Origin of the sequence: Giesbergeria sp. (assembly GCF_028686475.1) — a bacterium.
Taxonomy (GTDB): domain Bacteria; phylum Pseudomonadota; class Gammaproteobacteria; order Burkholderiales; family Burkholderiaceae_C; genus Simplicispira.
In genome coordinates, this window is record NZ_JAQUCA010000027.1 from 11,558 (window position 1) to 38,274 (window position 26,717).

At 58.1% G+C, this 26,717-nt stretch carries 22 protein-coding genes; 19 read left to right on the forward strand and 3 right to left on the reverse strand.

All coding sequences use genetic code 11. The features are described from left to right. Positions 1-2 precede the first annotated feature (2 nt). The 8 genes from PHX60_RS14005 to PHX60_RS14040 all read left to right on the forward strand — a co-directional run bounded on the left by PHX60_RS14005 (position 3) and on the right by PHX60_RS14040 (position 9,195). On the forward strand, positions 3-3,326 hold the full coding sequence (locus PHX60_RS14005; RefSeq protein ID WP_300078900.1) for a type I restriction endonuclease subunit R: 3,324 nt from the start codon (positions 3-5) through the stop codon (positions 3,324-3,326). Between the two features lie 124 nt (positions 3,327-3,450). Further along, complete coding sequence (locus tag PHX60_RS14010; RefSeq protein ID WP_300078902.1) at positions 3,451-4,083, forward strand: SprT family zinc-dependent metalloprotease; 633 nt, start codon at positions 3,451-3,453, stop codon at positions 4,081-4,083. A 196-nt stretch (positions 4,084-4,279) separates the two neighbouring features. Further along, on the forward strand, positions 4,280-4,522 hold the full coding sequence (locus PHX60_RS14015) for a hypothetical protein (protein ID WP_300078904.1): 243 nt from the start codon (positions 4,280-4,282) through the stop codon (positions 4,520-4,522). 44 nt (positions 4,523-4,566) lie between these two features. Beyond that, on the forward strand, positions 4,567-4,797 hold the full coding sequence (locus PHX60_RS14020) for an addiction module antitoxin (protein ID WP_300078906.1): 231 nt from the start codon (positions 4,567-4,569) through the stop codon (positions 4,795-4,797). Then, the gene (locus PHX60_RS14025; protein WP_300078908.1) at positions 4,784-5,110 is read left to right on the forward strand and encodes a type II toxin-antitoxin system PemK/MazF family toxin; all 327 of its coding nucleotides are present in this window, start codon (positions 4,784-4,786) and stop codon (positions 5,108-5,110) included. Before PHX60_RS14020 ends, PHX60_RS14025 begins: the two co-directional genes overlap by 14 nt. A gap of 76 nt (positions 5,111-5,186) precedes the next feature. After that, complete coding sequence (locus tag PHX60_RS14030) at positions 5,187-6,062, forward strand: replication protein RepA (protein ID WP_300078911.1); 876 nt, start codon at positions 5,187-5,189, stop codon at positions 6,060-6,062. An 869-nt stretch (positions 6,063-6,931) separates the two neighbouring features. After that, the gene (locus PHX60_RS14035) at positions 6,932-7,570 is read left to right on the forward strand and encodes a recombinase family protein (protein WP_300078913.1); all 639 of its coding nucleotides are present in this window, start codon (positions 6,932-6,934) and stop codon (positions 7,568-7,570) included. Positions 7,571-7,815: 245 nt separating this feature from the next. After that, positions 7,816-9,195 (forward strand): IS4 family transposase, encoded by a 1,380-nt coding sequence (locus PHX60_RS14040; RefSeq protein WP_300078915.1) that lies wholly within the window; start codon positions 7,816-7,818, stop codon positions 9,193-9,195. A gap of 317 nt (positions 9,196-9,512) precedes the next feature. Here the strand turns inward: PHX60_RS14040 and PHX60_RS14045 are convergent, their stop codons facing one another. Beyond that, complete coding sequence (locus PHX60_RS14045; protein WP_300078917.1) at positions 9,513-10,415, reverse strand: LysR substrate-binding domain-containing protein; 903 nt, start codon at positions 10,413-10,415, stop codon at positions 9,513-9,515. 110 nt (positions 10,416-10,525) lie between these two features. Between PHX60_RS14045 and PHX60_RS14050 the strand changes: the two genes are divergently transcribed. Continuing rightward, positions 10,526-11,512 (forward strand): TerC family protein, encoded by a 987-nt coding sequence (locus tag PHX60_RS14050; protein ID WP_300078919.1) that lies wholly within the window; start codon positions 10,526-10,528, stop codon positions 11,510-11,512. Positions 11,513-11,615: 103 nt separating this feature from the next. On the opposite strand, the gene PHX60_RS14055 is transcribed toward PHX60_RS14050, so the two are convergent. Further along, positions 11,616-13,349, reverse strand: coding sequence for a nitrite reductase (locus tag PHX60_RS14055; RefSeq protein WP_300078921.1), 1,734 nt, complete (start codon positions 13,347-13,349; stop codon positions 11,616-11,618). Positions 13,350-13,458: 109 nt separating this feature from the next. Between PHX60_RS14055 and PHX60_RS14060 the strand changes: the two genes are divergently transcribed. Beyond that, positions 13,459-15,771, forward strand: a complete 2,313-nt coding sequence (locus PHX60_RS14060; RefSeq protein WP_300078923.1) for a TonB-dependent hemoglobin/transferrin/lactoferrin family receptor — start codon at positions 13,459-13,461, stop codon at positions 15,769-15,771. Between the two features lie 72 nt (positions 15,772-15,843). After that, a complete protein-coding gene (locus PHX60_RS14065; RefSeq protein ID WP_300078925.1) occupies positions 15,844-16,629 on the forward strand; it encodes a chemotaxis protein CheW in 786 nt (261 codons plus the stop codon). Here PHX60_RS14065 and PHX60_RS14070 read toward each other — a convergent pair. Further along, positions 16,606-17,202 (reverse strand): hypothetical protein, encoded by a 597-nt coding sequence (locus PHX60_RS14070; RefSeq protein ID WP_300078928.1) that lies wholly within the window; start codon positions 17,200-17,202, stop codon positions 16,606-16,608. The two genes, PHX60_RS14065 and PHX60_RS14070, sit on opposite strands and share 24 nt — an antisense overlap. 172 nt (positions 17,203-17,374) lie before the next feature. Here PHX60_RS14070 and PHX60_RS14075 point away from each other — a divergent pair, with 172 nt between their 5' ends. The 8 genes from PHX60_RS14075 (at position 17,375) to PHX60_RS14110 (ending at position 26,684) form a co-directional block, all read left to right on the forward strand. Further along, positions 17,375-17,983 (forward strand): TetR/AcrR family transcriptional regulator, encoded by a 609-nt coding sequence (locus PHX60_RS14075; RefSeq protein WP_004393990.1) that lies wholly within the window; start codon positions 17,375-17,377, stop codon positions 17,981-17,983. Beyond that, on the forward strand, positions 17,980-19,131 hold the full coding sequence (locus PHX60_RS14080) for an efflux RND transporter periplasmic adaptor subunit (protein ID WP_003056109.1): 1,152 nt from the start codon (positions 17,980-17,982) through the stop codon (positions 19,129-19,131). The genes PHX60_RS14075 and PHX60_RS14080 overlap by 4 nt, the downstream gene beginning before the upstream one ends. Further along, complete coding sequence (locus tag PHX60_RS14085) at positions 19,128-20,333, forward strand: ABC transporter permease (RefSeq protein WP_003056108.1); 1,206 nt, start codon at positions 19,128-19,130, stop codon at positions 20,331-20,333. The genes PHX60_RS14080 and PHX60_RS14085 overlap by 4 nt, the downstream gene beginning before the upstream one ends. Before the next feature lies 1 nt (position 20,334). Continuing rightward, positions 20,335-21,045, forward strand: a complete 711-nt coding sequence (locus PHX60_RS14090; RefSeq protein WP_003056107.1) for an ABC transporter ATP-binding protein — start codon at positions 20,335-20,337, stop codon at positions 21,043-21,045. A gap of 28 nt (positions 21,046-21,073) precedes the next feature. Continuing rightward, positions 21,074-21,547: a cytochrome c gene (locus PHX60_RS14095; RefSeq protein WP_003056106.1), complete on the forward strand. Its 474-nt coding sequence runs from the start codon at positions 21,074-21,076 to the stop codon at positions 21,545-21,547. Next, the gene (locus PHX60_RS14100) at positions 21,534-23,021 is read left to right on the forward strand and encodes an efflux transporter outer membrane subunit (RefSeq protein WP_003056103.1); all 1,488 of its coding nucleotides are present in this window, start codon (positions 21,534-21,536) and stop codon (positions 23,019-23,021) included. The genes PHX60_RS14095 and PHX60_RS14100 overlap by 14 nt, the downstream gene beginning before the upstream one ends. A 130-nt stretch (positions 23,022-23,151) precedes the next feature. Further along, positions 23,152-23,709 (forward strand): recombinase family protein, encoded by a 558-nt coding sequence (locus PHX60_RS14105; protein WP_001162010.1) that lies wholly within the window; start codon positions 23,152-23,154, stop codon positions 23,707-23,709. A gap of 2 nt (positions 23,710-23,711) precedes the next feature. Then, on the forward strand, positions 23,712-26,684 hold the full coding sequence (locus tag PHX60_RS14110; protein ID WP_105731065.1) for a Tn3 family transposase: 2,973 nt from the start codon (positions 23,712-23,714) through the stop codon (positions 26,682-26,684). Positions 26,685-26,717 lie beyond the last annotated feature (33 nt).

A 26,717-nucleotide genomic window follows, 5' to 3' on the forward strand; every position in this document is an offset into this window, starting at 1 on the left:
CGATGGGCAGGGAACTCGAAGATGTCGAAAAACCGTTCGTGGCCCAGTTGCAGGCACTTGGTTGGGCCTATAACGCTGGCAGTCTCGACGACCCGGCAGCCACCGGCCGCAACAGCTTTACCGAGGTGATTCAGGAGGGCGTGCTGCGCGAACGACTGCGCGCCCTCAACCCCGACCCGGACGGTGCCCCCTGGCTGGACGATGCGCGGCTGCTGGAGGCCGTCTCTGCCCTCACCCGCTTGGGCACGCACAAGCTGATGGAGGCCAACGAGAAGGCGACATCGCTGTTGACCCGTGGCCTGACGGTGAATGGCTTGCCGGGCTGGAACGGTGGGCGTGGCCAGACCATCCGCTACATCGACTGGGAGACACCGGCCAATAACCGCTTTACGGTCATCAACCAGTACCGCGTCGATTGCCCGCCCGGCTTCAACACCGGCAAGGCCTTCATCGTGCCCGATCTGGTGCTGCTGGTGAACGGCATCCCGCTGGTGGTGGTCGAGTGCAAAAGCCCGTCCGTCTCGGAGCCGCTGGCCGAGGCCGTGGACCAATTGCGCCGTTACAGCAACCAGCGCAAAGCCGCGTTCGAGGTGGACGACAACGAGGGCAACGAGGCGCTGTTTGCCACCAACCAGCTGCTGGTGGCTACCAGCTTTGACGAGGCCCGCGTGGGCTGCGTGGGCGCGGCTTTTGAGCATTACTCTCAGTGGAAAACGGTGGTCGGCCCCGACAGCACTGGCAGCGAGATAGAGGCAGCGCAGGCGCTAGGTAAGTCTGTGCTCTCGGAACAAGAGCGCTTGATTGTCGGGCTGCTGACCCCCGCGCATCTGCTCGATGTGGTGCAGAACTTCATGCTGTTCATGCAGGCGGGCGGGCAGACCATCAAAACGGTGTGCCGTTACCAGCAGTACCGGGCCGTGAATCGGGCGATTGCCCGGCTCAAGTCCGGCCAGACCCGCCGCCAGCAAGGGGAACACGACCAGCGTGGCGGCCTGATTTGGCACACCCAGGGCTCCGGTAAGAGCCTGACTATGGTGTTTCTGGTGCGAAAGATGCGCGCAGACGCACAACTGCGGCGCTTCAAGGTCATCGTCGTTACCGACCGCAAGGACTTGCAGGGCCAGCTGTCCGCCACTGCTACCCTGACCGGGGAGGTGGTGGAAGTGGCCAAAAGCATATCTGGCGTGAAGGCGCTGGTGCAGCGCAAAGGCCCAGGGCTGGTGTTTGCGACGATCCAAAAGTACCGCGACCCAGACAGCGTGGATGATGCGCCCCTGCACGCGGCCGATTTGCCCAAAGTGGCAGAGCCACAAGCCACTTACGGCAAAAGTGGCCAAGCTGACGAGAAGTTCGAGGTACTGAACGAGGACGACAGCATTCTGGTGCTGGTGGACGAAGCGCACCGCAGCCACACCAAGGACTCGCACGCCTACCTGATGGCGGGCATACCCAATGCCGCCAAAATTGGCTTTACTGGCACGCCCATCATCATGGGCGAGAAGAAGCGCACCCACGACATCTTTGGCGCGTTCATTGACAAATACACCATCAAGGAATCCGAGGCAGACGGCGCCACGGTGCCGGTGCTCTATGAGGGCCGCACCGCCAACGGCGCTATCAAGGACGGTGCCAGCCTGGATGAGCTGTTTGAAGACCTGTTCCGCCAGCACTCGCCACAGGAGCTGGAGGCCATCAAGAAAAAGTACGCCACCAAAGGCCACATTTTTGATGCCCCGGAGCTGATTGCCGACAAGGCAGCCGACATCCTGCGCCACTACGTGACCAACATCCTGCCCAACGGCTACAAGGCGCAGGTGGTGGCATACAGCCGGTTGGCAGCGATCCGTTACTTTGAGGCGCTGCGCACAGCCCGCGATGCGTTGCTGGCCCAAGCCGACGCGCTCTCACCCGAGGAAAAGGCGTTGGATGACGAGGCACTGTGCCAGCGCCCGGCCAAGGTGCAGGCGGTGGTGCAGGCTTGGCGCTACCGCGACACCTTGGTACGCATCGAATTCGCCCCTATCATTTCGGGCAGCAATAACGATGACCCAGGGTGGAAGCCGTGGACCGACGGCGCGGCGCACGAGCAGCTAGTCAAGAGCTTCAAGAAGCCGCTGTTCCACGCCAAGCCCGAGAAAACCGACCCGTTGGCCTTTCTGGTCGTCAAGTCAATGCTGTTGACCGGCTTTGATGCACCCATCGAGGGGGTGATGTACCTTGACCGCCCGATCCGCGAGGCAGAACTGCTACAGGCGATTGCCCGCGTCAACCGCACCGGCTTCGGCAAGCGTTGCGGCATTGTGGTGGACTACTACGGCGTGGCCCAGCATTTGAAGGAGGCGCTGGCGGCCTACGCTGACGAGGACGTGGAAGGCGCGCTGGCCAGCCTGAAGGACGAGGTGCCGGTGCTGCGTGAGCGGCATCTGCGCGTGGTGGATGCGCTGCGCCGTCAGGGCATCGAGTCGCTGGACGACACCGAGGCCTGTCTCACTGCATTAGGCGATGAGCGCCTGCGGGCTGATTTCAACGTCAAGCTCAAGGCTTTTCTGGGCTCCCTAGACACGGTATTGCCGCGACCGGAGGGTTTGCCCTACTGCAGCGATGCCAAGCGCCTGGCCTACCTCTATGCCCGCGCCCGCAACCGCTACAAAGACGCGCCGGTGCTGGGCAAGGATGTCGGGGCCAAGGTGCGCAAGCTGATTGACGACCATGTGATATCGCTGGGCATAGACCCCAAAATTCCGCCGATTCAGCTGACCGATGCCCAGTTCGAGACGCACGTCGCCCGAACCGCGAACGACCGGGCCAAGGCCTCCGAAATGGAGCACGCCATCCGTTCGCACATCCGCAAGCACACCGACGAAGACCCGGTGCTGTACCGCAAGTTGTCGGAACACTTGAACGACATCCTCAAAACGCTGGGCCAAAGGTGGGACGAGGTCATCGCCAGACTACAGGCGCTCATCGACGAGCTGCGCTCAGGCAAGGCCGGCAGTGGCGACGTGCCCAGCGATTTGCCCGAGCATTGCGCGCCCTTCCTGCGTACGGTGCTGGACGTGGTGTGTGCCGGTCAGGAGCCCACAGCTGCCGAGTTGCTGCGGCTCAACGATGTGACCGTGGAGCTGGTGGAGTTGTTGGTGCAGGAGCTGCAAGGCAGTCGTGGCATCTGGAATAAACTGGCAGCGCAGGAAGACCTGAACACGCAACTGTTTGAGCACTTGATGCGCCTGCGCCCGCCCCTAGTGAACGCTGATAAGGCCGGTGTGCTGGCGGACAAGTTGATGGAGCAGGCGCGGGCCAACCACGACAAGCTGATGCAGGCCTAAACCCATGCTGGCACCCTTGCAATCTACCGACCATTCAACGGACAGCCCTTCTGTGGCGGCAGAGACCTGCATTCAAGTGGACGACTTGCAATTCACGCTACGACGCAGCACTAGGCGCCGGACGATGCAAATCACGGTGGAACGAACGGGCGAGCTGATTCTGAGCGCGCCGCCGGAGGTGGGCATGGACCAGCTGCGCGCATTTGTCAACGAGAAGCGGTTCTGGATTTATACCAAGTTGGCCGAGAAAGACCGGTTGCAACGCCAGGCCCCACCCAAGGCGTTCGTCGGTGGCGAGGGCTTCCTGTACCTGGGGCGCAGCTATCGGCTGCAATGGGTCGATGACCAAGACTTGCCCTTGAAGCTGGTGAATGGCCGCTTTGCACTGCGCCGCGAGGTGCAGGCCGACGCTAGGGGTCATTTCATCCGCTGGTACGGCGAGAGGGCGCGCATCTGGTTGTCGGGACGGGTGGCTGACTACCAGTCACGCATGGAAGTGGCGCCAGCTGGGGTAAAGGTGCAGGACTTAGGCTACCGCTGGGGTTCTTGCGGCAAAGGCGACTGGCTGTACTTTCACTGGAAGACGATCTTGCTGCCTGTCCGCATCGTGGAATATGTGGTGGTGCATGAGTTGGCACACCTGCATGAACCACACCACACACCAGCCTTCTGGCTGCGTGTGGAGCGCGCAATGCCCGACTACGCCCAGCGCAGGACGTGGTTGGCTGAGCACGGGATGGATGTGGAGGGGATGTAGGGGGCCTGTTGCTAGGCTTGGAAAAAGACAGGGCCGCGACGGGCTTGAGAACTTAGCTGCGACCAATCCGCAGCAGCCCCAAGCCTCATTCGAAGCCCTCGCTGAGATTCTATGAGAATTGCCCATACACAAAAACCTTGCAAAATTTCAAAACGAAGTTATGATATAAAAAATAATTTAATAACTTCGTAACAAAATGAAAGACCAAAACGATCAAAAAACGGTTGATTTACTGACTGACCTCGGTGTTTCCCGTGGTGTTGGTAGGCCGCGCCAATACGCAAACGCAGCGGAACGCCAGCGTGCCTACAGGGCTAGGCTCAAAGAGCAGGGGAAGCGGGTGGTCTCGCGGGTTGTGCGCGATGTGCGTGATGAACAAAAGCCGCTGGTGTCGGATGTGCTCGATTTAAGTCAGGTTCGTGGTGCAAAGGGACAGTAGAAGGCATAAAATACGTTATACGTATAACGTTTTAGGAGGTAAGAATGCACAAACGGATGACCATCACGCTGGATGAAGCGGTTTACGAAGGGTTGTACCGGCGCGTGGGAAAGCGCCGCATGAGCCAGTTCATCGAGGACTTGCTACGTCCGCATGTTTTAGATACGTCACTGGATGACGGCTACCGGGCAATGGCTACCGATGCAGAGCGAGAAGCCCAAGCGATGCAATGGTGCAACGCCTTAGCCGGAGACATGGCTGATGCAGCGCGCTGAGGTTTGGTGGGTTGAGTTTGACCCGGCAGTCGGCAGTGAAATCCGCAAAACGCGCCCGGCGGTGATTGTGAGCAACGATGCTGCCAATCGGCATCTGGCGCGGGTGGTCGTGGTGCCGTTGACCAGCAACACCGGTCGGCAATACCCCGGCGAGGCGGTGGTAACGGTGGGCGGACAAAGTAGCAAGGCGATGGCAGATCAAATCATGGCCGCCGATAAAGCTAGGCTCAAGAGCCAACTGGGAACGCTATCCAAGGCGGATATGCTGGCTGTGGAGGATGCCATCAAGGTTCATTTGGCGCTACCACGGTAGCATTGAGCAGCACTGGCAGGGATTTAGGCCCCCTGCCAGCACCTAACCATAGTAATCTGCAAAGGGAAAAAACAGTATGGCTACCAGCAAGGATACCAAGTCTTACAAGCACATCATGCAGTTTGTTGAAGACGCATTGGCTATTGAGGCCGAAGAAGCCAAAGAAGCCGGTGCGGTGGGCTTTATGGCACGGGCGCTGACACAGGCGACCATGCCCCATAAGAAGACGGACGAAATGAGGTTTTCCCGCGTCAATGGCTCGTTTGAGATGTCCATTGTGGCGCTTGGCAAGCATGGCTTGCCCTATGGTTCTATTCCGCGTCTTTTGACGGCTTGGGTGACTACGGAGGCGGTACGTACTAAAAATCGGGAGCTGGTCTTAGGCCAGTCGCTCTCAGACTTTATGCGTGAGCTAGATATGGTGCCCACAGGGGGGCGTTGGGGGTCTATCACCCGGCTGCGTGAACAAATGAACCGATTGTTCTCTGCTGCGGTGTCGGCGCGGTACTCAGACGATGTCCGAGACATGGGAGCCAACTTTGTCTTGGCAGAAAAATACGATCTTTGGTGGCATCCAAAGTCTGCTGAAACGGCATCGATGTGGGAGTCTAAGTTGGTGCTCTCACAGTCGTTCTACGACGAAATCACCCAATCTCCGGTGCCGGTGGACATGCGGGTGTTGAAAGCGCTACGACGCTCTCCAATGGCGTTAGACATCTACCCTTGGCTAACTTACCGCCTGAGCTACCTCAAGCGACCTACGGTCATTCCTTGGGCAGCACTGCAAATGCAGTTCGGGGCGGATTACAAACTTACGCGACAGTTCAAAGCAGCGTTCATTGAACACTTGAAGTCCGTTCTGTTGATGTACCCCGAAGCCAAGGTACGGCCTACTGATACCAGGCTTGAACTGCGTCCTAGCCCGCCACATATCCCTTTTAGACGCTCCTGAGTACGATCAAAAGTGCCTCATTCAAGCCCGCCAAGTGCGGGCTTTTTTGTGCGCTCTGTGGATAACTCCTGTGGATAACTCCTGTGGATAAGCCAAGTTATCCACGCATAAACGGTGACGCTTTTTGGCAATTTTTACGCATAAACGGTGACGCTTTTGGCAATTTTTACGCATAAACGGTGACGCTACCTACGCGCTAGCCCGCGCCAGCATTGGGTTTGCGGGCTCCTCCTGTAGTTCTTTTCCTGTAGTTTTTTAAACCTGTAGTAGGTCAGCGTGAATTTGTGCGTAACTGGGAAAATAGACGCTGGCGAAAAATAGACCCCCTCTCCAGCTTCGCTGGGGGGGGGTACGATGCCCCCAAGATGCGCAAACACCGTGCGCTTTAAAACGAGTGGTGTTGTTCCTAGGGCAGAGGCCGCTACGCGGCGTTGTCAAGCAGGGCGCGAAAAATGCTTTACAGGCGCATAGGCTGCGCTACGCGGCTAACACTGCGTAGGTGCATAGGCAGCAGGTCTAGCATCAGGGGCTACGCCCCCGATACCCCCATAGAACGCGCTAAAACGTGCGCTAAGCCGTTTTCAAGACTTTGTTAAAGGGGTGACAGGGAATGTCTGTTTTAGGGCTGGTGCGTTAATCTGGTTGCCACCTGTCCTTAGTTGTAGGGACTTGCATTTGAAAAGCATCAGGCCAGCATTAAGTGCAACTGACCGGGCTTGGGCACCATCCAGCAAACCTCCGTTTTTGGGAGAATCAAGACCTGGTCCCAAAAACCGGCACCCTCCTGGTGACGCCCTGTCTCAAAATCTTGTCTCGTTTTCATCGTCTCATTGCTACACTACGCAACGAGATTTGAGACGGAGACCACCATGCTTGTCGGCTATGCCCGCGTATCCACTGAAGAACAGAGACTCGACCTGCAGCTCGACGCTCTAAAGGGGGCCGGCTGCGAGAAAGTCTTTTCTGACCAGGTGTCAGGAGCAGCTGCGACAAAGGCAGGCCTGGACGAGGCCCTGGCTTACGTGCGCTCGGGAGACGTCCTTGTGGTTTGGAAGCTCGACCGGCTGGGTCGAACGGTCAAGGGCCTGGTGGAGTTGGTCGACGGGCTCAAGGAGCGTGGCGTCCAGTTCAAAAGCGTCACTGACGGCATCGACACGAGCACCAGTGCGGGCAAGTTCTTCTTCCACGTCATGGCTGCGATGGCTGAGATGGAGCGCGACCTCATACGGGAGCGGACAAACGCTGGGCTAGCAGCAGCGCGTGCTCGTGGCCGGCTCGGGGGCCGAAAACCAAAAATGAACGCGGCCAAGCTCGACGCTGCAAAGAAGCTGCTTCGAGCAGGGACCCCAGTGTCCGAGGTCGCCAAAACGCTTGGGGTTGGGCGGGCTACGCTCTATCGGAACCTGAATGCCAACAAGCAGGCTGAGCGAGTGGAGCTGCCTCAGGTCACAGAAGACTTTTTACCGACGCGTGCAAGTCAGCATCAGCCAAGTCGTGAGCCGCTTTGACAGGCGACGACCTTCATCAGCTGTCCAGCTTGTCCGGTTTGTCTGTCTTGTCTTCGATGTCGAAAGAGGGGTAGAGCCACTATCTCCTCTCCTGCTCTGCTCTTCTTGGCCAGAGACAGACAGGACATTGAAGACAAGCCGAACACGCCCATTGACGTCCTCCCCCACCTAAAGGACTTGTCTTTACCCACATCTCAGCGGTAAATTCTTTCATGTCGTTTTCTGGGTTTTCTGGGAGATATGACATGAACACCGATGAAGTTTGGTTAGCACAACAGTTCGGTCAGGCGTGTCTGGGCGATGCTAGGCGTTCACGCCGTGCACAGAAGTTGGCTTTAGGCATCCTGCAAACCCCATACAAAGGTTTGGCTGCCCAAACCAAGACTTGGGGTGGATGCAAAGCAGCCTACCGCCTGTTGCACAGCCAGAGTGTCCAACACAGCCATTTGCTCCAGCCCCATTGTCAGCAAACACGCCAAGATGCTGCCGATTTACCCGTGGCACTGTTTATCCAAGACACCACAGAACTCGACTTCACCTCTATGACCCAAGCACAAGGCTATGGCCCCATCGGAGACCACCGCGGCCAAGGTTTGTTCGTGCATACCTTGCTGTGCTTGAATCCTGAGGATGAACAACTCCTCGGAGTGGCTGCACAGCGCTGCTGGGCTCGCCACCATGATGGCTCGTACAAGCACACAGAAACCCGCGCCCAACGTTACCGCCGTAAAGACAAAGAGTCCGATGTCTGGCATCAGGTGCTGGCCGATGTTGGGCCTGTGCCGCAGGGCCGACGCTGGGTCAGCATTGGAGACAGAGGCAGTGACTCTTTTGTCTACTGGGCCAAGGCCCGTGAGATGGGGTGGCAGTGTTTGTCACGCATTTTTCTGAATCCGCGCACGAATAAACAAGATTATTTGGTCAATTTGGCCTGTTCACTGGCACCACAAGCGCAGCTGTCCTTGCACCAACGCGCCCGGCCCGCACAGGCACAGCGCACCTTGGAGCTGCAGCTGGCCTGGCAGGCGGTAGAAATCCAACCTGCCAGAAATGACCCTAACCAAAGCAAGATGGAGCCACTGCAAGCGACGGTACTGCGCTGCTGGGATGAGGTGCATGAGGTGCATGAGGTGCATGAGGTGCATGAGGTGCAATGGCTCTTGCTGGCTACTTGGCCCATCAACGATGAGGCACAGGCTCGCCAATGTGTCCAATGGTATGCCCAGCGTTGGCGCATTGAGGAGTTTCATAAATGTTTGAAATCGGGCTGTCGCATGGAATCGAGCCAACTCAAACAAGCCGATGCCACGCAGGCGCTATTGGCTTTTTGCAGCGTGGCCGCAGCGCGTCTATTGGAGTTGGGTCGCCTAGCACGAGCCCAGCCACAAGTCTTGGCCAAAGAGCATATAGATGCTTTGTATGTCCAAGTCTTGAGTTTGCAGCGTGGTCTCAAGGCTGAGACACTCACGATGGTGGATTACTGGAGGGAAGTGGCCAAACTGGGTGGCTTTTTAGGGCGCAAGCATGATAAAGCACCCGGCTGGCAAACGCTATGGCGAGGCCAGACCAAGCTCGATGACCTGGTTTCTGGGTATTTGTTGGCGATTCGTCCACAATGTGGGTAAAGACAAGGGCTAAACCCCGGAGATTCCTACTGCTAGACGGCGATGCCCCGCCGCATCAGCTTGCGCTGACTTATTCAGCAAAATGCCTACCTTTCGGATTCCACTCAAAGACAGCAAATTACCGGAGATTTCTGTGCTGGGTTCCAAGTGCCTAATGGCGGGAGAATTCGGAATCTTATTTACACCAGCCGAAATTCTAACACCCGAGAACGGCTACGCCGTTCGCGCTCTGAACCTCGGGCTGAACCCCAAGGCTTCCCGCGCAATTGGTCAAAGATTGGACTGAATGCAAGCAATAGCGTTCAGTCTAGCTTAGGCTAGAGGCCGGTATTCATCTGGCCCGTCCGCCCCAGCAACTTTTGCACCAACGGGTGGTGTTGCCCCCGACGGCCATAAATGGCGTGAATTTCTTCGTGCAAATCTTGGCAACGGCCTAGCAACACTAAACCTGGCATCAGCCCAAGATCATCGGCCCCCAAGCGGCTGACTGGAAAAACCCCCAGTCCCCCAGCGGCAAACACCGACATCAGCGCACTGTCTTCAAACTCCCCCACCACTTGGGGGCGTAGTCCTTGCTCCTCCAGCCAACGGTCTAAACTGGCGCGCAATACCGAATGGGTGGTGGGCAACAAAACGGGCAGTTGTTGCAACACGGCTGGAAATGCCGCTTGGGTGCTGGCCTGCACTAAGTGGGTCGGGCCATACCAATCGACAGGGGAGGACACCAAACGCTCACTGCTCAAGCGCAAGTTGGGGTTAGAGGGCGCGGCCTGCCCGGCTAGCACGACATCCAAATGGTGCTGGGCCAACTCGCTTTGCAATTGTTCAAACTCACCCTCGTGGCACAACAGGCGCAAGCCCACCGTAGCCAAGAGTGGCCGCAACAGGGTATGGGCTGCCAGCTTAGAAATACCATCCGACAAGCCCACCGCCAAACGAATGCTGGCTCCGGCGGCCGCCTCTGGTTGGCTGATTTCTTCTTCTAAGCGTTGCCCGAGCTGAAAAATAGCCTCGGCCCGCGCAAACACCTGCTGGCCCGCTTCGGTCAGTACCAAGGTGCGCCCGGCAGGTTTGAGCAGTTGGCGACCTAAGGATTTTTCGAGTGCGCGCACCTGCACGCTGATGGTTTGGATGGCCATGTCCAGCCGCTCGGCCGCACGGGCCAAGCCACCTTCTTTGGCCACCATCCAGAAATAGTACAGATGACGGTAGTTCAGCATGGATCAATACTTCGGTTTTTTAGAACTAAAACTAAATTTCTAGCTTATTTATTAGAAATGATAGTGCCAGAATAATCGGCCAGCTTCAAATTTTGACAAGGAACCACACAATGGAAACCATCGGCACTTGGTGGATGTGGGCGGGGTTTTTCGCCATCGTTCTCATCATGTTGGCCATCGACTTGTTTGTCGTCGGTGGCGGCAAGCAGCATCGCGTCTCGTTCAAAGAGGCACTTACTTGGTCGGGCATCTGGGTCAGTGTCTCGATGCTGTTTGCGGGCGCGCTGTGGTGGTACTTGGATGGGGCCGCTGGACGAGAGGTTGCCAACGAGAAGGCTTTGCAGTTTGTCACCGGCTACCTGATTGAAAAATCGCTGGCGGTGGACAATGTGTTTGTCTGGCTGATGCTGTTCAACTTTTTTGCCATTCCGCTAGAGCTGCAAAAGCGTGTGCTGGTGTTTGGCGTGTTGGGTGCCATCATCATGCGTACCGTGATGATTTTTGCGGGCGTGTGGCTGATTGCCCAATTCCACTGGTTGCTGTATGTGTTTGGCGCTTTCTTGCTCATCACCGGCATCAAAATGTGGTGGTTTGCCGACCAAGATCCGGATTTGTCCACCAACCCAGTCATCCGTTGGATTCGCAAGCACATGAAAGTGACCGACGAGCTGCACGGCGAGCGCTTCTTCATCCAGAAGCAAGTGTGCGGCCCGCATGGTGATGTGCAATGGGTACGCTACGTGACACCGCTGTTCTTGGTACTGGTGTTGGTCGAACTGAGTGATGTGATTTTTGCCGTGGACTCGATCCCAGCCATCTTTGCCATCACCACCGACCCGTTCATCGTACTGACCTCGAACGTGTTTGCTATTTTGGGCCTGCGCGCCATGTACTTCTTGATGGCCGATATGGCAGACCGGTTCTCGCTGCTCAAGTATGGTCTGGCGATGGTGCTGATGTTTATTGGTATCAAAATGCTGCTGTTGGACGTGTACAAAATCCCGGTGGCCGTGTCCTTGGGTGTGGTGGCTGCCATCATTGGTACTTCGGTGGTGCTGTCGCTGAAAAAGGATGCCCACAGCAAGCAAACGCATTAATAACTTAGCCACATAGCAAAGCCCCCGTAGTACCGCTAGTGAGCGGATGGCTACGGGGGCCTTGTTGCTTTTGCTACTGGCTCTTGGTAGCCAGCTAGCAGTCTCAATACACGTCGTGTTGGGTGTTGTAGACGTTAAAGTGGCCCGTCGGCGTAATGATGCGTGGGTCTTTAATCACCGCCTTGAGTTTGAGGGTTTTATCGTCCACCACCACCAAGGCCGATTGCTTGTCTTTGGCCGACCAGACGGAGAACCACACCTCATCCCCGGCTTGGTTGAACTCGGGCTGTACTACGCGCTTGGCACCACCATCGTTGGCTAAACCGGCCCATTCGGCAATCGGTAGTACGCTATAACCTTTGGCCAGATTCTGGATGTCATACACCACCACCGATTGCGAGATTTTCGGGTCTGGGTTGAGCGGTGCGTCCGAGTACAAATGCTTGGACTTGGGGTGGCTCTTGATGAACAAAGCGCCACCACCGGGGCCTTTTAGCTTGGCGACTTCTTTAAAAGCATATTGTTGGTGCTTTTTCGGATCAGTACCAATCAACGAAATGGTTTCATCGCCCAAGTGGCCCGTCGCCCAGACAGGGCCATATTGCGGATGCACAAAGTTGGCTCCGCGCCCTGGATGCGGGGTTTTGCCTACCTCAACCACTGCGCCGATTTTGCCTTTCTTGGCATCAATCACGCCGATTTTGTTGCTGTTGTTGGCCGCTACCATAAAGTAGCGCTTGCTAGAGTCCCAGCCGCCATCGTGCAGGTAGCGCGCCGAGCCCAACTCGGTGATTTTGAGCGACTCGAGGTTGGAGTAATCCACCATCAACGTTTTGCCGGTTTCTTTCACGTTGACGATGAACTCGGGCTTGAAGTGCGAGGCCACAATCGAAGCCACACGTGGTTCGGGGTGGTACTCTTGGGTGTCTACCGTCATGCCACGGGTCGAGACGATCTTTTTCGGCTCTAACGTATCGCCATCCATAATCACAAACTGCGGCGGCCAATAAGCACCAGCAATGGCCAGCTTGTCGGTAAAGTCGCCTTCTTTGCCCTTGTATTTGGAGGTTTCTACCGAGCGGGCCTCGAGGCCAATGCGAATTTCGGCCACGTTATCGGGCTTGGGCATCCACAGGTCAATCATATTGACGCGGCCATCACGGCCAATCACAAACAGGTAGCGTCCAGAAGCAGAGGTGCGCGAGATATGCACCGCATAACCCGTTTTGACAATGTTGATAATTTCTTTGGTATCACCATCAATCAACGCCACCTCGCCCGTGTCACGCAAGGTGGTAGAGAAAATATTGGCGATGTTGTAGTGGTTCATCTTCTTGGTCGGGCGGTCTTTGGGGGCAACCGTGACCTTCCAAGTTTTCTTCATGTCTTCCATGCCCCATTCGGGCGGCTGGGGCGGGTCTTGCTGAATGTAGCGCGCCATCATGTCCACTTCGGCCTCGGTCATTTCGCCCGAGGTTTGCCAGTTGGGCATACCGGCGGGCGAGCCATAGGCAATGAACACCTTCAGGTAATCGGTGCCTTTGCTCAGGGTTAAATCGGGTGTCAAAGGCTTGCCGGTGGCCCCTTTGCGCAAGACACCGTGGCAACCAGCACAGCGCTCAAAATAAGTCTGGCGTGCCTTGTCAAACTCGGCCTGCGTCATTTTGGGTGCATTGGGGTTGATGCTTTGGTACATCGGCGTATCGGCCAGCGGGGAGGAGCCTGCTTGGTAATGCGCCTCTGGCGACATCGCGCCCTCTTTGTGTTGGGCCGTGGCTGCCATAGCCAGACTGGACAGTACCAAGGTCGCAAGGCGCGTCAGCTTGTGGATGGTCATGGTGTCTCCTCTTGTTGCATCGTTATTTCAGACAAATCCGCATCCAGTATCTACCAAATCTGCCAATAATTCCATCACGATTCCCACCACAGCAAGCGGAGACAAATTTATGCCATCGATTCCTTTTTGCCCTCCCTGCATTTCGCATTCAGAACAGCCTTGGGTGCCACTGCGCGCGCTGTCACTCCTGGCGATGCTGGCCTGCCTACCCCAGACCGCCGTGCAAGCACAACCCGCTGCTGTGCCCGTGCTGGGGGAGGTAGTCGTGAGCGGTTCGCGCAGCGAACAACTGAGCGATGAGCTGCCGTTATCGCTGGATGTGGTCAATGCACGCACCCTGAGCGACCAACAAAGCCGCGATGTGCGCGAGGCGCTGCGCGATCTGCCCAATACCTCGATCAAGCACCCGTTGCCACGCACCACCGTGGGCGGAGCCACTTCGGTGGGTACGGGGCGCGATGGCAATGTGGGTTTGAACATTCGGGGCTTGGGTGGCAACCGGGTGCTGATGTTGGTGGATGGCATTCGCGTGCCGCGCAGTTACGCCTTTCGCACCACCACCTTTGACCGCGAATACCTGTCGATGGAATTGCTCAAGCGCATCGAAGTGGTACGCGGCCCGGCCTCGGCCTTGTATGGCTCGGATGGCATGGCCGGTTTGGTCAACTTTATTACCTACGAACCGGCCGATTTCTTGACCAGCAACAGCCCAGAGGCTGCACCCAAAACATTCGGTGGCCGCATAGCCACCAGCTGGAGTGGCGACGACCGGGGCCGTGCCTTAGCTGCGACAGTGGCCGGGGTAACCAATGAGAGCACCCAATGGTTGCTCAGCGCCAATGCGCGGCGCTCGCATGCGCTAGACAACATGGGCACGCGCGACAGCCCAGACACCAACCGCACCACACCAAACCCACAACAGAACCAAGACAACGCCATCCTTGCCAAGGCCGTGCTGCGCCCCTCGGGCATACAGCGCCATGTCGTCACGCTGGAGCATTTCGAAAAACAGGCCGATGTCAACCTGCTCTCTAGCCGGGCTCCACTGCCCTTGACAGGCAGCGCCAGCGCGATTGCCGGGGCAGTGATGGACGAAACCTCTAGTCGGACGATGGAGCGCAGCCGCCTGACTTGGGAAGGCGGCTATACCTTGGGCGTAGATTGGGCTGACCAAGTACAAACCGTGCTGGCCGTGCAACATGCCAAGTCACGCCAACTGGGTACTAGCGTACGCAATACCCTACCGCTGCGGGTACGCGATAACAGTTATAGCGAGCGTACTTGGCAGGCTGGCCTGAAGGCCGATAAGCTGGTGCGCACCTCGGGCGACTGGGCACACAAGCTGAGCTATGGCTTTGACCACACGCGCAGCGACATCAGTAATCTGTACACTGGCTTGACCCCGCTGCCGCCCGAGGTGTTTCCGCTGAAGCGTTTTCCCGATACACGCGAAACTACCCATGCGCTCTATCTGCAAGCTGAATCCGTGACCGACCAATGGAGTATCACGCCCGGCCTGCGTTGGGATCATTTTGCGTTGGATGTCAGTAGCCAAGCCGGATTCTTTCCGCCTGCGGCGCAGCCGGGCCAGTCGCTTTCTGGCTCCGCCCTCTCGCCCAAGTTGGGCGTGCTGTACCGTGCCAATGCAGAGTGGAGTCTGTTTGGTCAATATGCGGCTGGTTTTCGTGCCCCCGATGCAGCACAAATCAATGGTTATTTTGAAAACGCGGCCGAGCACGTCACCATCATCCCCAATCCGCACCTGAAGCCAGAAAAAAGCAAGGGGATTGAGCTGGGTGTGCGTGGCCGTTTGGCACGCTTAAAGTTAGATGCCACCCTCTTTGCCAACCATTATTCCAACCTGATGATGGATACGGTGCTGATCCGTGGTACCGGCACAGCAACTGACCCGCGCGTGTTCCAAACCCTGAACACCGAGCGGGCGCGCATCACTGGGGTGGAGTTCAAAGGGGTGTACGATTGGGGCATGTTAGCGGGTGGGCGCGTCAGCACCCCGTTCAGCTGGGGCCGTGCCAAGGGAGTCAACCGCACCACGGGCGCACCCTTGAACTCGATTGATCCGCAACAAATCCATGTTGGCTTGCAATACGATACCGCTGCCTGGGGTATGCGCGCCGACCTGCGGCACTATGGTGCCAAAAAGGCCAGCGACATTGACAGCGCTGCTGCCGTGAAAGCGCCAAATACCCAATTCACCATTGGCCAAGCCAGCACTTTAGATCTATCGGCCCAATGGCGTTTGCGTAAAGACCTGCGGCTGAACTTTGCCATCCACAACCTGACCAACCAAAAATACTGGCTTTGGCCCGACGTGTATGGCTTAGCGGCTGCCAGCACGGTCAACGATGCCTACACCCAACCGGGGCGCAGCTTCCATGCCGCGCTGGTATTGGATTTCTGACAAGCGGCCCGCCACCAGCTTCTGTCAAACGATTGGGTTAGAGTTGCCTCCACCTCGCTAAGAAATGATGCCATGTCCGACACTTTGGATGTTTTGTTGTTGCGTGTAGGCCCGCGCAGTTTTGCTCTGCCCTTAGAGCAAGTGCAGCATGTCGCAGCCTTACCGCCCGATTTTTCGGCCCAAGGGCCAGCAGTCGCAAGCCACTTCGTCTTTGCCGACCAGCCTTTGCCTTATGTGTCTTTATGGAATCATTTCTCGCTGGAGTCGGCATACGCAGAATATGCCCAGATTGAGGCCATGCTGCCCAAGCGCCGCCAAGACCATTTAGATTGGATGGGGGCCTTGGAGTATTCCATCCGCAGTGCAACCCCCTTTTCTAAAGCGCGCAGCCCACGCGACTGCGCTTTTGGTCAATGGTTTTACGCTTACCACACCGAGAATGCCGAGCTATCGGTTTTTTTGTCGCAGTTTGAGCAACCACACGCCCAAATTCACCAGCTGGCCGACCGCTTGCTGACTTGGGCAGAATCGGGCCAACAAGATGCGGCATTGGCGGCCTTGGAAGACAGCAGAAACACCATCTTGCAAAATTTGCTGGAATTGTTCGACTCCACCGAAACCTTGGCGCACAACCTGCAGCGGCGCATTGCCATCATTGGCAGTGATCGCCAACAGCCTTTGGCGGTGGGTGCCGATGCCGTGATGGACATGCTTAAGCTGAGTGCGGCCTCTATCAAACCAGCACCAGCGCAACCAACGGGGCCTCAGCGGGCCATTACGGCTTTACTGCTGCTACCAGACCAGAGCGTGGCACCGCTGCTAGACATGGGGGCCTTAGCGGCGGCCACCACGTACTAAACGTTGCTTACCCAAGCCGACCGCGCGTCGCCCGGCGGCCGGGCGCAAGACGGAACGCTTACGCTCTTCTGCCCCTAGAGATGGCAACGGGATGCCTGTTGCCTGCTGACTTTGCCATTGTGTCAACAACAGGGTGGCCTGGCTGGCTTGCCCTTGTGCCAATACCAATTGTTGTTGCAACTGGGTCAACTCGGCTTGTTGTTGCTGAACTTGCGCCTGTTCGGTCGCCAAGCGTTGTGCCAACTGCGCTTGCGCTTGGGCGCTGTGGCGCTCCTGTTCTTGTAATTGCTGTGTGAACTGTTGGTTCAGCTGTTTGTTTTGTTGCCGGGCGCGATCGACCTCGGTCATCCAACGGCGCTCGTTTTCTTGGTGGCGCTCTTGCAGTTGCTGGCGCTCTTGTTGCGCTTGGGTTTGCACCTGCTCTAAACGCTGCTGCAAAGCAGCGTGTTGTGCTGTGAGACGCTCTAACAAGCCTTGTTGCGCCAGCATTTCGGTTTCACGTTGCGCCAAACTGCGCTGACTGGCCTTCCAACGCTCGTTGCTTTCGTGCAGTTGTTGTGTACACAACTGCAAAGACTCCTCCAAGGCCCGCAGGCGCTCGTTGGGGACGTCTCAGAAAACGGAAAATAAAGCACGTTAAGCCCATTGCAGACGCTAGATATTGACGAGTACGTCGGGTTTTCTCTTGTTTGAGTTGCCTCTTGTGGTAAGATAGTAATCAATTACTATCTTACAAGGAGTGCTCGTGGACACCCATCCAAAGCATCTGCCGGCCGATGAACGTCGTGCCGTAACTGTCGAGTCCGTCGTGGCGCTTGCCGGTTCACAAAACCCAAGCGAGATAACCACTGCAGCTATCGCTAAACACATGAACTTGACCCAGGGTGCGCTGTTTCGGCACTTCCCGAACAAGGAAGCCATTTGGCAGGCGGTCATGGAGTGGGTAGCAGAGCGCCTATTAGCCAGAATCGATCGATCCGCACAAGGAATCGAGTCGCCCTTGGCAGCCATGGAGGCGATGTTCATGAGTCATATCGAATTCGTAGCTGAGCACCCAGGCGTGCCAAGAATGATGTTTGGTGAGCTTCAGCGTGCCGAATCGACACCGGCCAAGCGCATGGTGCAAACCTTGATTCAGCGCTACGGCGAACGTTTGCATCGTCTCATCGAGAAAGGCAAGGCCAGCGGCGAGTTGTCTCCCTCGCTTGACAACGAGGCGGCGGCAACGCTGTTCATTGGCACGATCCAGGGCTTGGTCATGCAATCGCTGTTGGCGGGTGATGTGGGACGTATGCACCGCGATGCGCCGCGCGTCTTTGCAATTTATCGGCGTGGCATAAGGAGTGCGCAATGAAAAAGTTACCCTTGCAAGGCCGCACCCTGGCGCTGCTTGCCGTCATCATTCCTTTGCTGGTGCTTTTTATTTATGTCGGTCTGCGATCAGGGCCGCTCGCCCCGGTCGCTGTGACGGTGGCAAGCGTGGAATCACGGGCTATCACACCGGCGCTGTTCGGCATCGGCACGGTGGAGGCGCGCTACACCTACAAGATCGGGCCGACGTTTGCCGGGCGCGTCAAACGCCTGGAGGTGCATGTAGGCGACCAGGTCAAGGCCGGACAGGTGCTCGGCGAGATGGAGCCGGTCGACCTCGATGATCGGGTGCGCTCACAGGAGTCGGCATTCAAGCGTGCGGAAGCGGCTTTGCGCGAGGCAGAAGCCCGGCAAGCCTACGCGCAAACCCAGGCGCGCCGCTACGAGCAATTGTTTGCGGTGCGCTCGACCAGCGAGGAAATCGTCACCACCAAGCGGCAGGAACTGCAGATCGCCGATGCCGCCTTATCTGCCGCTCGGGAAGATATTGTCCGGGCACGCTCCGACCGCGAAGGACTCGTCGCGCAGCGGAGCAATCTGCGCCTGATCGCGCCGGTCGACGGTGTAGTCGCCGTGCGCGATGCCGATCCCGGCACGACCATCGTCGCGGGCCAGGCCGTGGTGGAAGTGATCGACCCCAAGAGTTTGTGGATCAATGCGCGCTTCGACCAGATCAGCGCATCGGGGCTGGCTGGGGGGTTGCCGACTCTTATCGTCCTGCGTTCGCGTGGTGGCCAGACCTTGAAAGGTCGCGTGCTGCGGGTGGAACCCAAGGCCGACGCGGTAACCGAGGAAACGCTTGCCAAGGTGACATTCGATAACAAACCAGAACCTTTGCCACCGGTGGGTGAACTGGCCGAAGTCACGGTTGACTTGCCGGCGCTCCCGGCCGCTCCACTGATCCCCAACGCTGCCGTCCAGCGTGAGGGCGACAAAGTTGGTGTCTGGCAAATCGTGGATGGTGATCTGCATTTCTCCCCGGTCAAGCTCGGCACTTCCGACCTCAATGGTTACGTGCAGGTGCGCGAAGGGCTCAAGAATGGGGACCAGGTTGTGACCTATAGCGAAAAGGCACTGACGGCGCGCAGCCGCATCCATGTGGTCGACCATATCCCAGGAGTGTCACGATGATCAGCCTGGCCGGCCGCGACATTCTCCATGCCTGGGGAAAATTCGTCTTCACCGGCATCGGTCTGGGTCTGCTGATCGGCGTCACCCTGGTCATGGCTGGGGTGTACCGAGGCATGGTGGACGACGGCAAGGCGTTGCTCGACAACAGTGGCGCTGACCTTTGGGTGGTGCAAAAGGATACTCTGGGTCCTTATGCGGAGTCGTCCAGCCTCAACGATGACGTGTATCGCGCCATTCTCGCCATGCCGGGAGTCTCACAGGCAGCGAACGTGACCTACCTGACCATGCAGGTACGCAAGGGCGAGAGTGATGTACGCACCATGGTGGTCGGCATCGCGCCCGGTGCGTTGGGGGCTACACCCGGATGGCCTCCTTATCTCGTCGCTGGACGCCAGATCACGCGCGGTCACTACGAGGCGGTGGCCGACATCGCCACCGGCTTCAAACTGGGAGATCGTCTTGCCATTCGCCGAAATCATTACACCGTCGTGGGGCTGACACGGCGCATGGTGTCGTCCAGCGGCGACCCGATGGTATTCATTCCGCTCAAGGATGCCCAAGAGGCTCAGTTCCTCAAGGACAACGACGCCATTTGGCAAAGCCGGCGTCGCACCGAAGCCAACCCGGCCTTCAATCGACCCGGTGTTACTGGTTTGCTGGATGCCGTGATTGCTTCACAGAGCACCAACGCGTTCGTCAATGCAGTGCTGGTCACTCTGAAACCTGGTCATGCGCCGGACGAGGTTGCCGAATCCATCCGGCGCTGGAAACGTTTGACGGTCTACACACGGGCACAGATGGAAGACATCCTCGTCGGCAAGTTGATCGCCACGTCGGCCAAGCAGATCGGCATGTTCTTGGTGATTCTGGCCATCGTTAGCGCGGCCATCGTTGCCTTCATCATCTATTCGCTGACGATGGACAAAATCCGCGAGATCGCGGTGTTGAAGCTCATCGGCACACGCAACCGAACCATCGCCGCGATGATCATGCAGCAGGCGCTCGCCCTGGGCGTGATTGGTTTCGTGGTCGGCAAGATCACAGCCACTTTCTCAGCGCCCCTGTTTCCCAAGTACGTACTGCTGATGCCGTTCGACTCCATCGCCGGTTTTTTCGCCGTGCTCGTGATCTGCGTTCTAGCCAGCATCGTCGCCATTCGCATGGCACTCAAGGTCGACCCGGCCGAAGCCATTGGAGGTTGAGATGAGTGGCAAAGGCATTCGCATCGAAGGTTTGAGAAAACGTTATGGCGAGGGCGATACCGCGGTCAATGCCTTGAAAGGCGTGGACATGCAGGTGGCACCCGGCGAGGTGGTGGGCCTGATTGGCCCTTCCGGGTCCGGCAAGAGCACGCTGCTCAAATGTCTGGGCGCGGTGATTGATCCGACCGCCGGTCGCATGACGCTGGGCGATGAAGTGATCTACGACGATGGCTGGAAAGTCCGCGACTTGCGCGCCTTGCGGCGCGACAAGATCGGTTTCGTTTTCCAGGCACCATACCTGATTCCGTTTCTCGATGTCACCGACAACGTGGCGCTACTGCCGATGCTCGCAGGCGTCGCGAATGGGGAGTCGCGCGCGAAGGCACTGGAACTGCTCACCGCGCTCGATGTGCAACACCGGGCTCGCGCCATGCCCTCGCAACTCTCCGGTGGCGAGCAGCAACGGGTCGCCATTGCGCGAGGTTTGGTCAATCGCCCTCCGGTGATCCTGGCTGATGAGCCCACAGCTCCACTAGACAGTGAGCGCGCCATGGCTGTAATCCGCATCCTCAATGACATGGCTCGGAAGTTCGAGACCGCCATCATCGTCGTCACCCATGACGAAAAGATCATCCCCACTTTCAAGCGCATCTACCACATCCGCGACGGTGTGACCCATGAGGAAGCTGGCGAAGGGCGGGAGTTCGAATGAGAGAACGATTGAATTACAGGAGAATTTCATGACCCACCGCAAACACAGCCACGCATTTGGAACTATCACCCTGACCGTTACGGCCTGCCTGCTTTTATGGGGTTTTCAGTTGCCAGCTTGGGCTGGTGACGCTACCCAGGTTGAGCCACTGGCGCTACGCAAGATCATGCAGGAACTCGGGCGCAACATGCAGGCTATTACCGGTGCGATTTCGCAGGAGGAATGGGTTCAGGTCGTTCAGCTCGCCCCAAAAGTTGCTGCACACCCCGAGCCACCGCTTACTGAAAAAATGCGCATCCTTGCTTACCTCGGCGCTGATGCGACCAAGTTCAGAAACTTTGACGCGCAGACTCACGAGGCGGCGCTGGCCATGAAGCTGGCTGCTGCGAGCAGCGACGGCAAGGCGGTGATCCAATCATTCGCCCACGTGCAGGAAAGCTGCTTGGGCTGCCACCAAGCTTTCCGTAAACCTTTCGTGGAGCATTTTTATGGAGCACGCTAAAACATGCCAGCGCCCCATCAGCCTCGAAAGACGGCTTGCGGCAACTTACCTGGTAGCTGGTCTGGTCACCGCCGGTCTGGCCGGTTGCGCCGCCGGCCCTGATTTTCAGCGTCCCACCGCACCCGATGTGGCTCGCTACACTGCAACACCGGTGGCTGATAGAACCGCGTCCGCTCCCACGCAGTTCGGCGAAACACAACGTCTAGTCGAAGGGCTTCCGATCGAAACGCAATGGTGGCAAAGCTTGGGTTCATCCACACTCGACGGACTGATCAACGAAGCTTTCCATGTCAGCCCGACGCTGGCGAGCATCAGCGCCAATTTGCGACAGGCGCAGGAGCTTCTTGCCGCACAGGCGGGCTCGACGCAATATCCACAGGTAGATGTCGCACTGGGATCTCAGCGCCAGCAAATGAGTCCCAGTAGCCAAGGGTTGAGCGGAGACGCACGTCAATTCAGCCTCTACAACGCCAGCGTTGGCGTGCATTACAACCTCGATCTGGCTGGCGGCAACCGGCGCGCACTCGAAGCCTTGGCTGCTCGCGCCGACTACCGTCGCTTCGAACTGAATGCTGCGCGCCTGGCCCTTGCCGGCAACATGGCAACCGCTGCCATTACCCGAGCACGCCTCGCCGCGCAACTAGAAGCCACTACTGCCATTTTGCGCGTGCAGGATGAGCAACTGCGCCTAGCCCATGAACGCGTGCGTATCGGTCAGGCCTCACCTGATGAAGCGTTGAGCCTACAAGCTCAGGCGGAGCAAACGCGGGCAGAACTGCCTGCGCTGCGTAAACAACTGCAACAAACCGAACATCTACTGGCGGTGCTAGCCGGTCGTGCCCCAGGCACGGGTGGCATCCCGGCCTTCACTCTGGCCGATTTCACTCTGCCCGTCGAGATGCCGCTCGTCGTGCCCTCAGAACTGGTGCGCCGCCGACCGGATATCCAGGCGTCAGAGGCGCTGTTGCATGCGGCCAATGCAGACTATGGTGTGGCTGTCGCCAAGCTCTACCCACAGATCAACCTGAGCGCCAACCTTGGCTCTCAAGCGCTGACCACCGGTACCCTGTTCGGTGGTGGCTCGGCAGTGTGGGGCCTGGTTGCGCAGCTCACCCAGCCTCTTTTTAATCCAGGGCTACCCGCTGAAAAAAGAGCGGCGCTCGCCGCTTTTGATGCCGCCGCAGCCAATTACCAGAGCGTCGTATTGGAGTCTTTGCGTAACGTCGCCGACACCCTGCGCGCGGTGGAAAGCGATGCACAAACTTTGACTGCCCTCGCTGCCGCTGATATGGCTGCACAGGCCTCCTTGCAGTCGGTCGAACGGCAATACCGGCTGGGCGCGGCCAGCTACCTGCAACTGCTCATCGCGCAGCAACAGGCACAGTCAATCCGGATCAATATGGTTGCGGCCCAGGCACAACGCCTAGTCGATAGTGTTGCTTTATATCAGGCCCTGGGAGGTGGTGTCAGTTAAGGCTATGCCCTAACCTGATGTCAGATGTTGAGCACAAACAACGTCAGAGTAGAGTGTGAATTTATATTTATTGACACATTCAGCCAAGGGTAATAGATTTCATCCTGACATTTTTACCTTTGGAGGCATCTTGCAAGGTCAACGTATCGGCTACGTCCGCGTCAGCAGCTTCGACCAGAATCCTGATCGACAACTGGAACAAATAGAAGTCGGCAAGGTATTCACCGATAAGGCTTCAGGCAAGGACACACAACGTCCCGAACTTGAAAGGCTGCTGGCCTTCGTCCGCGAGGGCGACACCGTGGTGGTGCATAGCATGGACAGGTTGGCACGCAACCTTGATGACCTGCGCCGCATCGTCCAAGGGCTGACACAACGGGGCGTGCGCATGGAGTTCGTCAAAGAAGGGCTGACGTTCACCGGCGAGGACTCACCGATGGCCAATCTGATGCTGTCGGTCATGGGAGCCTTTGCTGAGTTCGAGCGCGCCCTGATCCGCGAACGTCAGCGCGAGGGAATCGTGCTGGCCAAGCAGCGCGGTGCCTACCGGGGACGAAAGAAATCGCTGAACAGCGAACAAATTGCCGAGTTGAAACGGCGAGTTGCGGCAGGCGACCAAAAAACCTTGGTGGCCCGTGACTTCGGCATCAGCCGCGAAACCTTGTACCAGTACCTGCGGGAAGACTGACCATGCCACGCCGCTCAATCCTGTCCGCCACCGAGCGCGAAAGTCTGCTGGCACTGCCAGATGCCAAAGACGAACTGATACGGCACTACACGTTCAACGAAACCGACCTGTCGGTGATCCGTCAGCGTCGCGGCGCCGCGAATCGATTGGGCTTCGCCGTGCAGCTTTGCTACTTGCGATTCCCTGGCATCTTCTTGGGCGTCGATGAACCTCCATTTCCGCCCCTGCTGCGCATGGTGGCCGCACAACTCAAGGTGCCGGTGGAAAGCTGGAACGATTACGGCCAGCGCGAGCAGACACGGCGGGAGCACTTGGTCGAGCTGCAAACGGTGTTTGGATTCAAGCCCTTCACCATGAGTCACTACCGGCAAGCCGTGCATACATTGACCGAACTGGCCTTGCAAACAGACAAAGGCATTGTGCTGGCCAGCACCCTTGTTGAAAACCTGCGGCGGCAGAGCATCATCCTACCCGCCATGAATGCCATCGAGCGCGCAAGCGCCGAGGCCATTACCCGTGCCAACCGGAGCATCCATGCGGCATTGGCCGATTCCTTGATACCTGTCCATCGCCAGCGCCTGGACGAACTGCTCAAGCGCAAGGATGGTAGCAAAATGACGTGGCTAGCGTGGCTGCGCCAATCGCCCGCCAAGCCGAACTCGCGCCACATGCTTGAACACATCGAACGCCTCAAAGCCTGGCAGGCGCTTGACCTACCTGCTGGCATCGAACGGCAGGTACACCAAAACCGCTTGCTCAAGATCGCCCGCGAGGGCGGCCAGATGACGCCCGCCGACCTGGCCAAGTTCGAGTCGCAGCGGCGTTACGCCACCTTGGTAGCACTGGCCATCGAGGGCATGGCCACCGTCACTGATGAAATCATCGACCTTCACGACCGCATCATCGGCAAGCTGTTCAATGCGGCCAAGAACAAGCATCAACAGCAGTTCCAGGCTTCCGGCAAGGCGATCAACGACAAGGTGCGGATGTATGGGCGCATCGGTCAGGCGCTGATTGAAGCCAAACAAAGCGGCGGCGATCCGTTCGCCGCCATCGAAGCGGTCATGCCGTGGGACACCTTCGCCGCCAGCGTCACCGAGGCGCAAACGCTGGCGCGGCCTGCCGATTTTGATTTCCTGCACCATATCGGCGAGAGTTACGCCACGCTGCGCCGCTATGCGCCGCAGTTCCTGGACGTGCTCAAACTGCGCGCCGCGCCCACCGCCAAGGGTGTGCTCGATGCCATCGACGTGCTGCGCGGCATGAACAGCGACAGCGCGCGCAAGGTGCCCGCCGATGCGCCAACCGCATTCATCAAGCCGCGCTGGGCAAAGCTGGTTCTGACCGACGAGGGTATTGACCGGCGTTACTACGAGTTATGCGCCCTGTCGGAGCTGAAGAACGCACTGCGCTCTGGTGATGTTTGGGTGCAGGGTTCGCGCCAGTTCAAGGACTTCGACGAATACCTGGTGCCGATCGAGAAGTTCGCCACCCTGAAGCTGGCCAGCGAATTGCCACTGGCCGTGGCCACCGACTGCGACCAATATCTGCATGACCGACTGGAATTATTGGAGGCGCAACTCGCCACAGTCAACCGCATGGCGGCGACCAACGACTTACCGGACGCCATCATCACCACTGCATCGGGCCTGAAGATCACGCCGCTGGACGCAGCGGTGCCAGACGCCGCGCAAGCCTTGATTGACCAGTCGGCGATGTTGCTGCCGCACCTCAAGATCACCGAGTTGCTGATGGAGGTCGATGAATGGACGGGCTTCACGCGCCACTTCACACACCTGAAGACCGGCGACACGGCCAAGGACAAAACCTTGCTGATGACGACGATTCTGGCTGATGGTATCAATCTTGGGCTCACCAAGATGGCCGAGTCCTGCCCTGGCACCACCTACGCCAAGCTGTCTTGGCTGCAAGCCTGGCACGTTCGCGACGAAACCTATTCGACGGCGCTGGCCGAGCTGGTGAACGCACAGTTTCGACAACCCTTCGCCGGAAACTGGGGCGACGGCACCACGTCATCGTCGGACGGCCAGAACTTCCGAACCGGCAGCAAGGCAGAGAGCACCGGGCATATCAATCCGAAGTATGGAAGTAGCCCTGGGCGGACGTTCTATACCCATATCTCCGACCAATACGCGCCCTTCAGCGCCAAGGTGGTCAACGTCGGCTTGCGCGACTCGACCTATGTGCTCGATGGCCTGCTGTACCACGAGTCTGACTTGCGTATCGAGGAACACTACACCGACACGGCGGGCTTCACCGATCATGTGTTCGGCCTGATGCACTTTCTGGGATTCCGGTTCGCGCCGCGCATCCGCGACCTGGGCGACACCAAGCTGTTCATTCCCAAGGGCGATACTGCCTACGATGCACTCAAGCCGATGATTAGCAGCGACAGGCTGAACATCAAGGCTATTCGCGCTCATTGGGATGAAATCCTACGGCTGGCCACTTCGATCAAGCAGGGCACGGTGACGGCCTCGCTGATGCTGCGCAAGCTCGGCAGCTATCCGCGCCAAAACGGCTTGGCCGTCGCCCTGCGCGAGCTGGGGCGCATCGAGCGCACGCTGTTCATTCTGGATTGGCTGCAAAGCGTGGAGCTGCGCCGCCGCGTCCATGCGGGGCTGAATAAGGGCGAGGCGCGCAACGCGCTGGCCAGGGCGGTCTTCTTCTACCGATTGGGTGAAATCCGCGACCGCAGTTTTGAGCAGCAGCGCTACCGGGCCAGCGGCCTCAATCTGGTGACGGCGGCCATCGTGTTGTGGAACACGGTCTATCTGGAGCGTGCCACCAGTGCTTTGCGTGCCCACGGCAAGGCGCTGGACGACACGTTGCTGCAATATCTGTCACCGCTGGGGTGGGAGCATATCAACCTGACCGGCGATTACCTATGGCGCAGCAGTGCCAAGGTCGGTGCGGGGAAGTTCAGGCCATTGCGACCGCTGCCACCGGCTTAGCGTGCTTTATTTTCCGTTTTCTGAGACGACCCC

What these genes read in the sequence shown, in the direction of transcription:
- PHX60_RS14060 (WP_300078923.1), top strand. Translation starts at nt 13,459, where the DNA reads ATGCCATCGATTCCTTTTTGCCCTCCCTGCATTTCGCATTCAGAACAG.
- PHX60_RS14045 (WP_300078917.1), bottom strand. Translation starts at nt 10,415, where the DNA reads ATGCTGAACTACCGTCATCTGTACTATTTCTGGATGGTGGCCAAAGAA.
- PHX60_RS14025 (WP_300078908.1), top strand. Translation starts at nt 4,784, where the DNA reads ATGCAGCGCGCTGAGGTTTGGTGGGTTGAGTTTGACCCGGCAGTCGGC.
- PHX60_RS14110 (WP_105731065.1), top strand. Translation starts at nt 23,712, where the DNA reads ATGCCACGCCGCTCAATCCTGTCCGCCACCGAGCGCGAAAGTCTGCTG.
- PHX60_RS14090 (WP_003056107.1), top strand. Translation starts at nt 20,335, where the DNA reads ATGAGTGGCAAAGGCATTCGCATCGAAGGTTTGAGAAAACGTTATGGC.
- PHX60_RS14095 (WP_003056106.1), top strand. Translation starts at nt 21,074, where the DNA reads ATGACCCACCGCAAACACAGCCACGCATTTGGAACTATCACCCTGACC.
- PHX60_RS14035 (WP_300078913.1), top strand. Translation starts at nt 6,932, where the DNA reads ATGCTTGTCGGCTATGCCCGCGTATCCACTGAAGAACAGAGACTCGAC.
- PHX60_RS14040 (WP_300078915.1), top strand. Translation starts at nt 7,816, where the DNA reads ATGAACACCGATGAAGTTTGGTTAGCACAACAGTTCGGTCAGGCGTGT.
- PHX60_RS14010 (WP_300078902.1), top strand. Translation starts at nt 3,451, where the DNA reads ATGCAAATCACGGTGGAACGAACGGGCGAGCTGATTCTGAGCGCGCCG.
- PHX60_RS14015 (WP_300078904.1), top strand. Translation starts at nt 4,280, where the DNA reads ATGAAAGACCAAAACGATCAAAAAACGGTTGATTTACTGACTGACCTC.
- PHX60_RS14020 (WP_300078906.1), top strand. Translation starts at nt 4,567, where the DNA reads ATGCACAAACGGATGACCATCACGCTGGATGAAGCGGTTTACGAAGGG.
- PHX60_RS14005 (WP_300078900.1), top strand. Translation starts at nt 3, where the DNA reads ATGGGCAGGGAACTCGAAGATGTCGAAAAACCGTTCGTGGCCCAGTTG.
- PHX60_RS14080 (WP_003056109.1), top strand. Translation starts at nt 17,980, where the DNA reads ATGAAAAAGTTACCCTTGCAAGGCCGCACCCTGGCGCTGCTTGCCGTC.
- PHX60_RS14030 (WP_300078911.1), top strand. Translation starts at nt 5,187, where the DNA reads ATGGCTACCAGCAAGGATACCAAGTCTTACAAGCACATCATGCAGTTT.
- PHX60_RS14085 (WP_003056108.1), top strand. Translation starts at nt 19,128, where the DNA reads ATGATCAGCCTGGCCGGCCGCGACATTCTCCATGCCTGGGGAAAATTC.
- PHX60_RS14100 (WP_003056103.1), top strand. Translation starts at nt 21,534, where the DNA reads ATGGAGCACGCTAAAACATGCCAGCGCCCCATCAGCCTCGAAAGACGG.
- PHX60_RS14065 (WP_300078925.1), top strand. Translation starts at nt 15,844, where the DNA reads ATGTCCGACACTTTGGATGTTTTGTTGTTGCGTGTAGGCCCGCGCAGT.
- PHX60_RS14055 (WP_300078921.1), bottom strand. Translation starts at nt 13,349, where the DNA reads ATGACCATCCACAAGCTGACGCGCCTTGCGACCTTGGTACTGTCCAGT.
- PHX60_RS14050 (WP_300078919.1), top strand. Translation starts at nt 10,526, where the DNA reads ATGGAAACCATCGGCACTTGGTGGATGTGGGCGGGGTTTTTCGCCATC.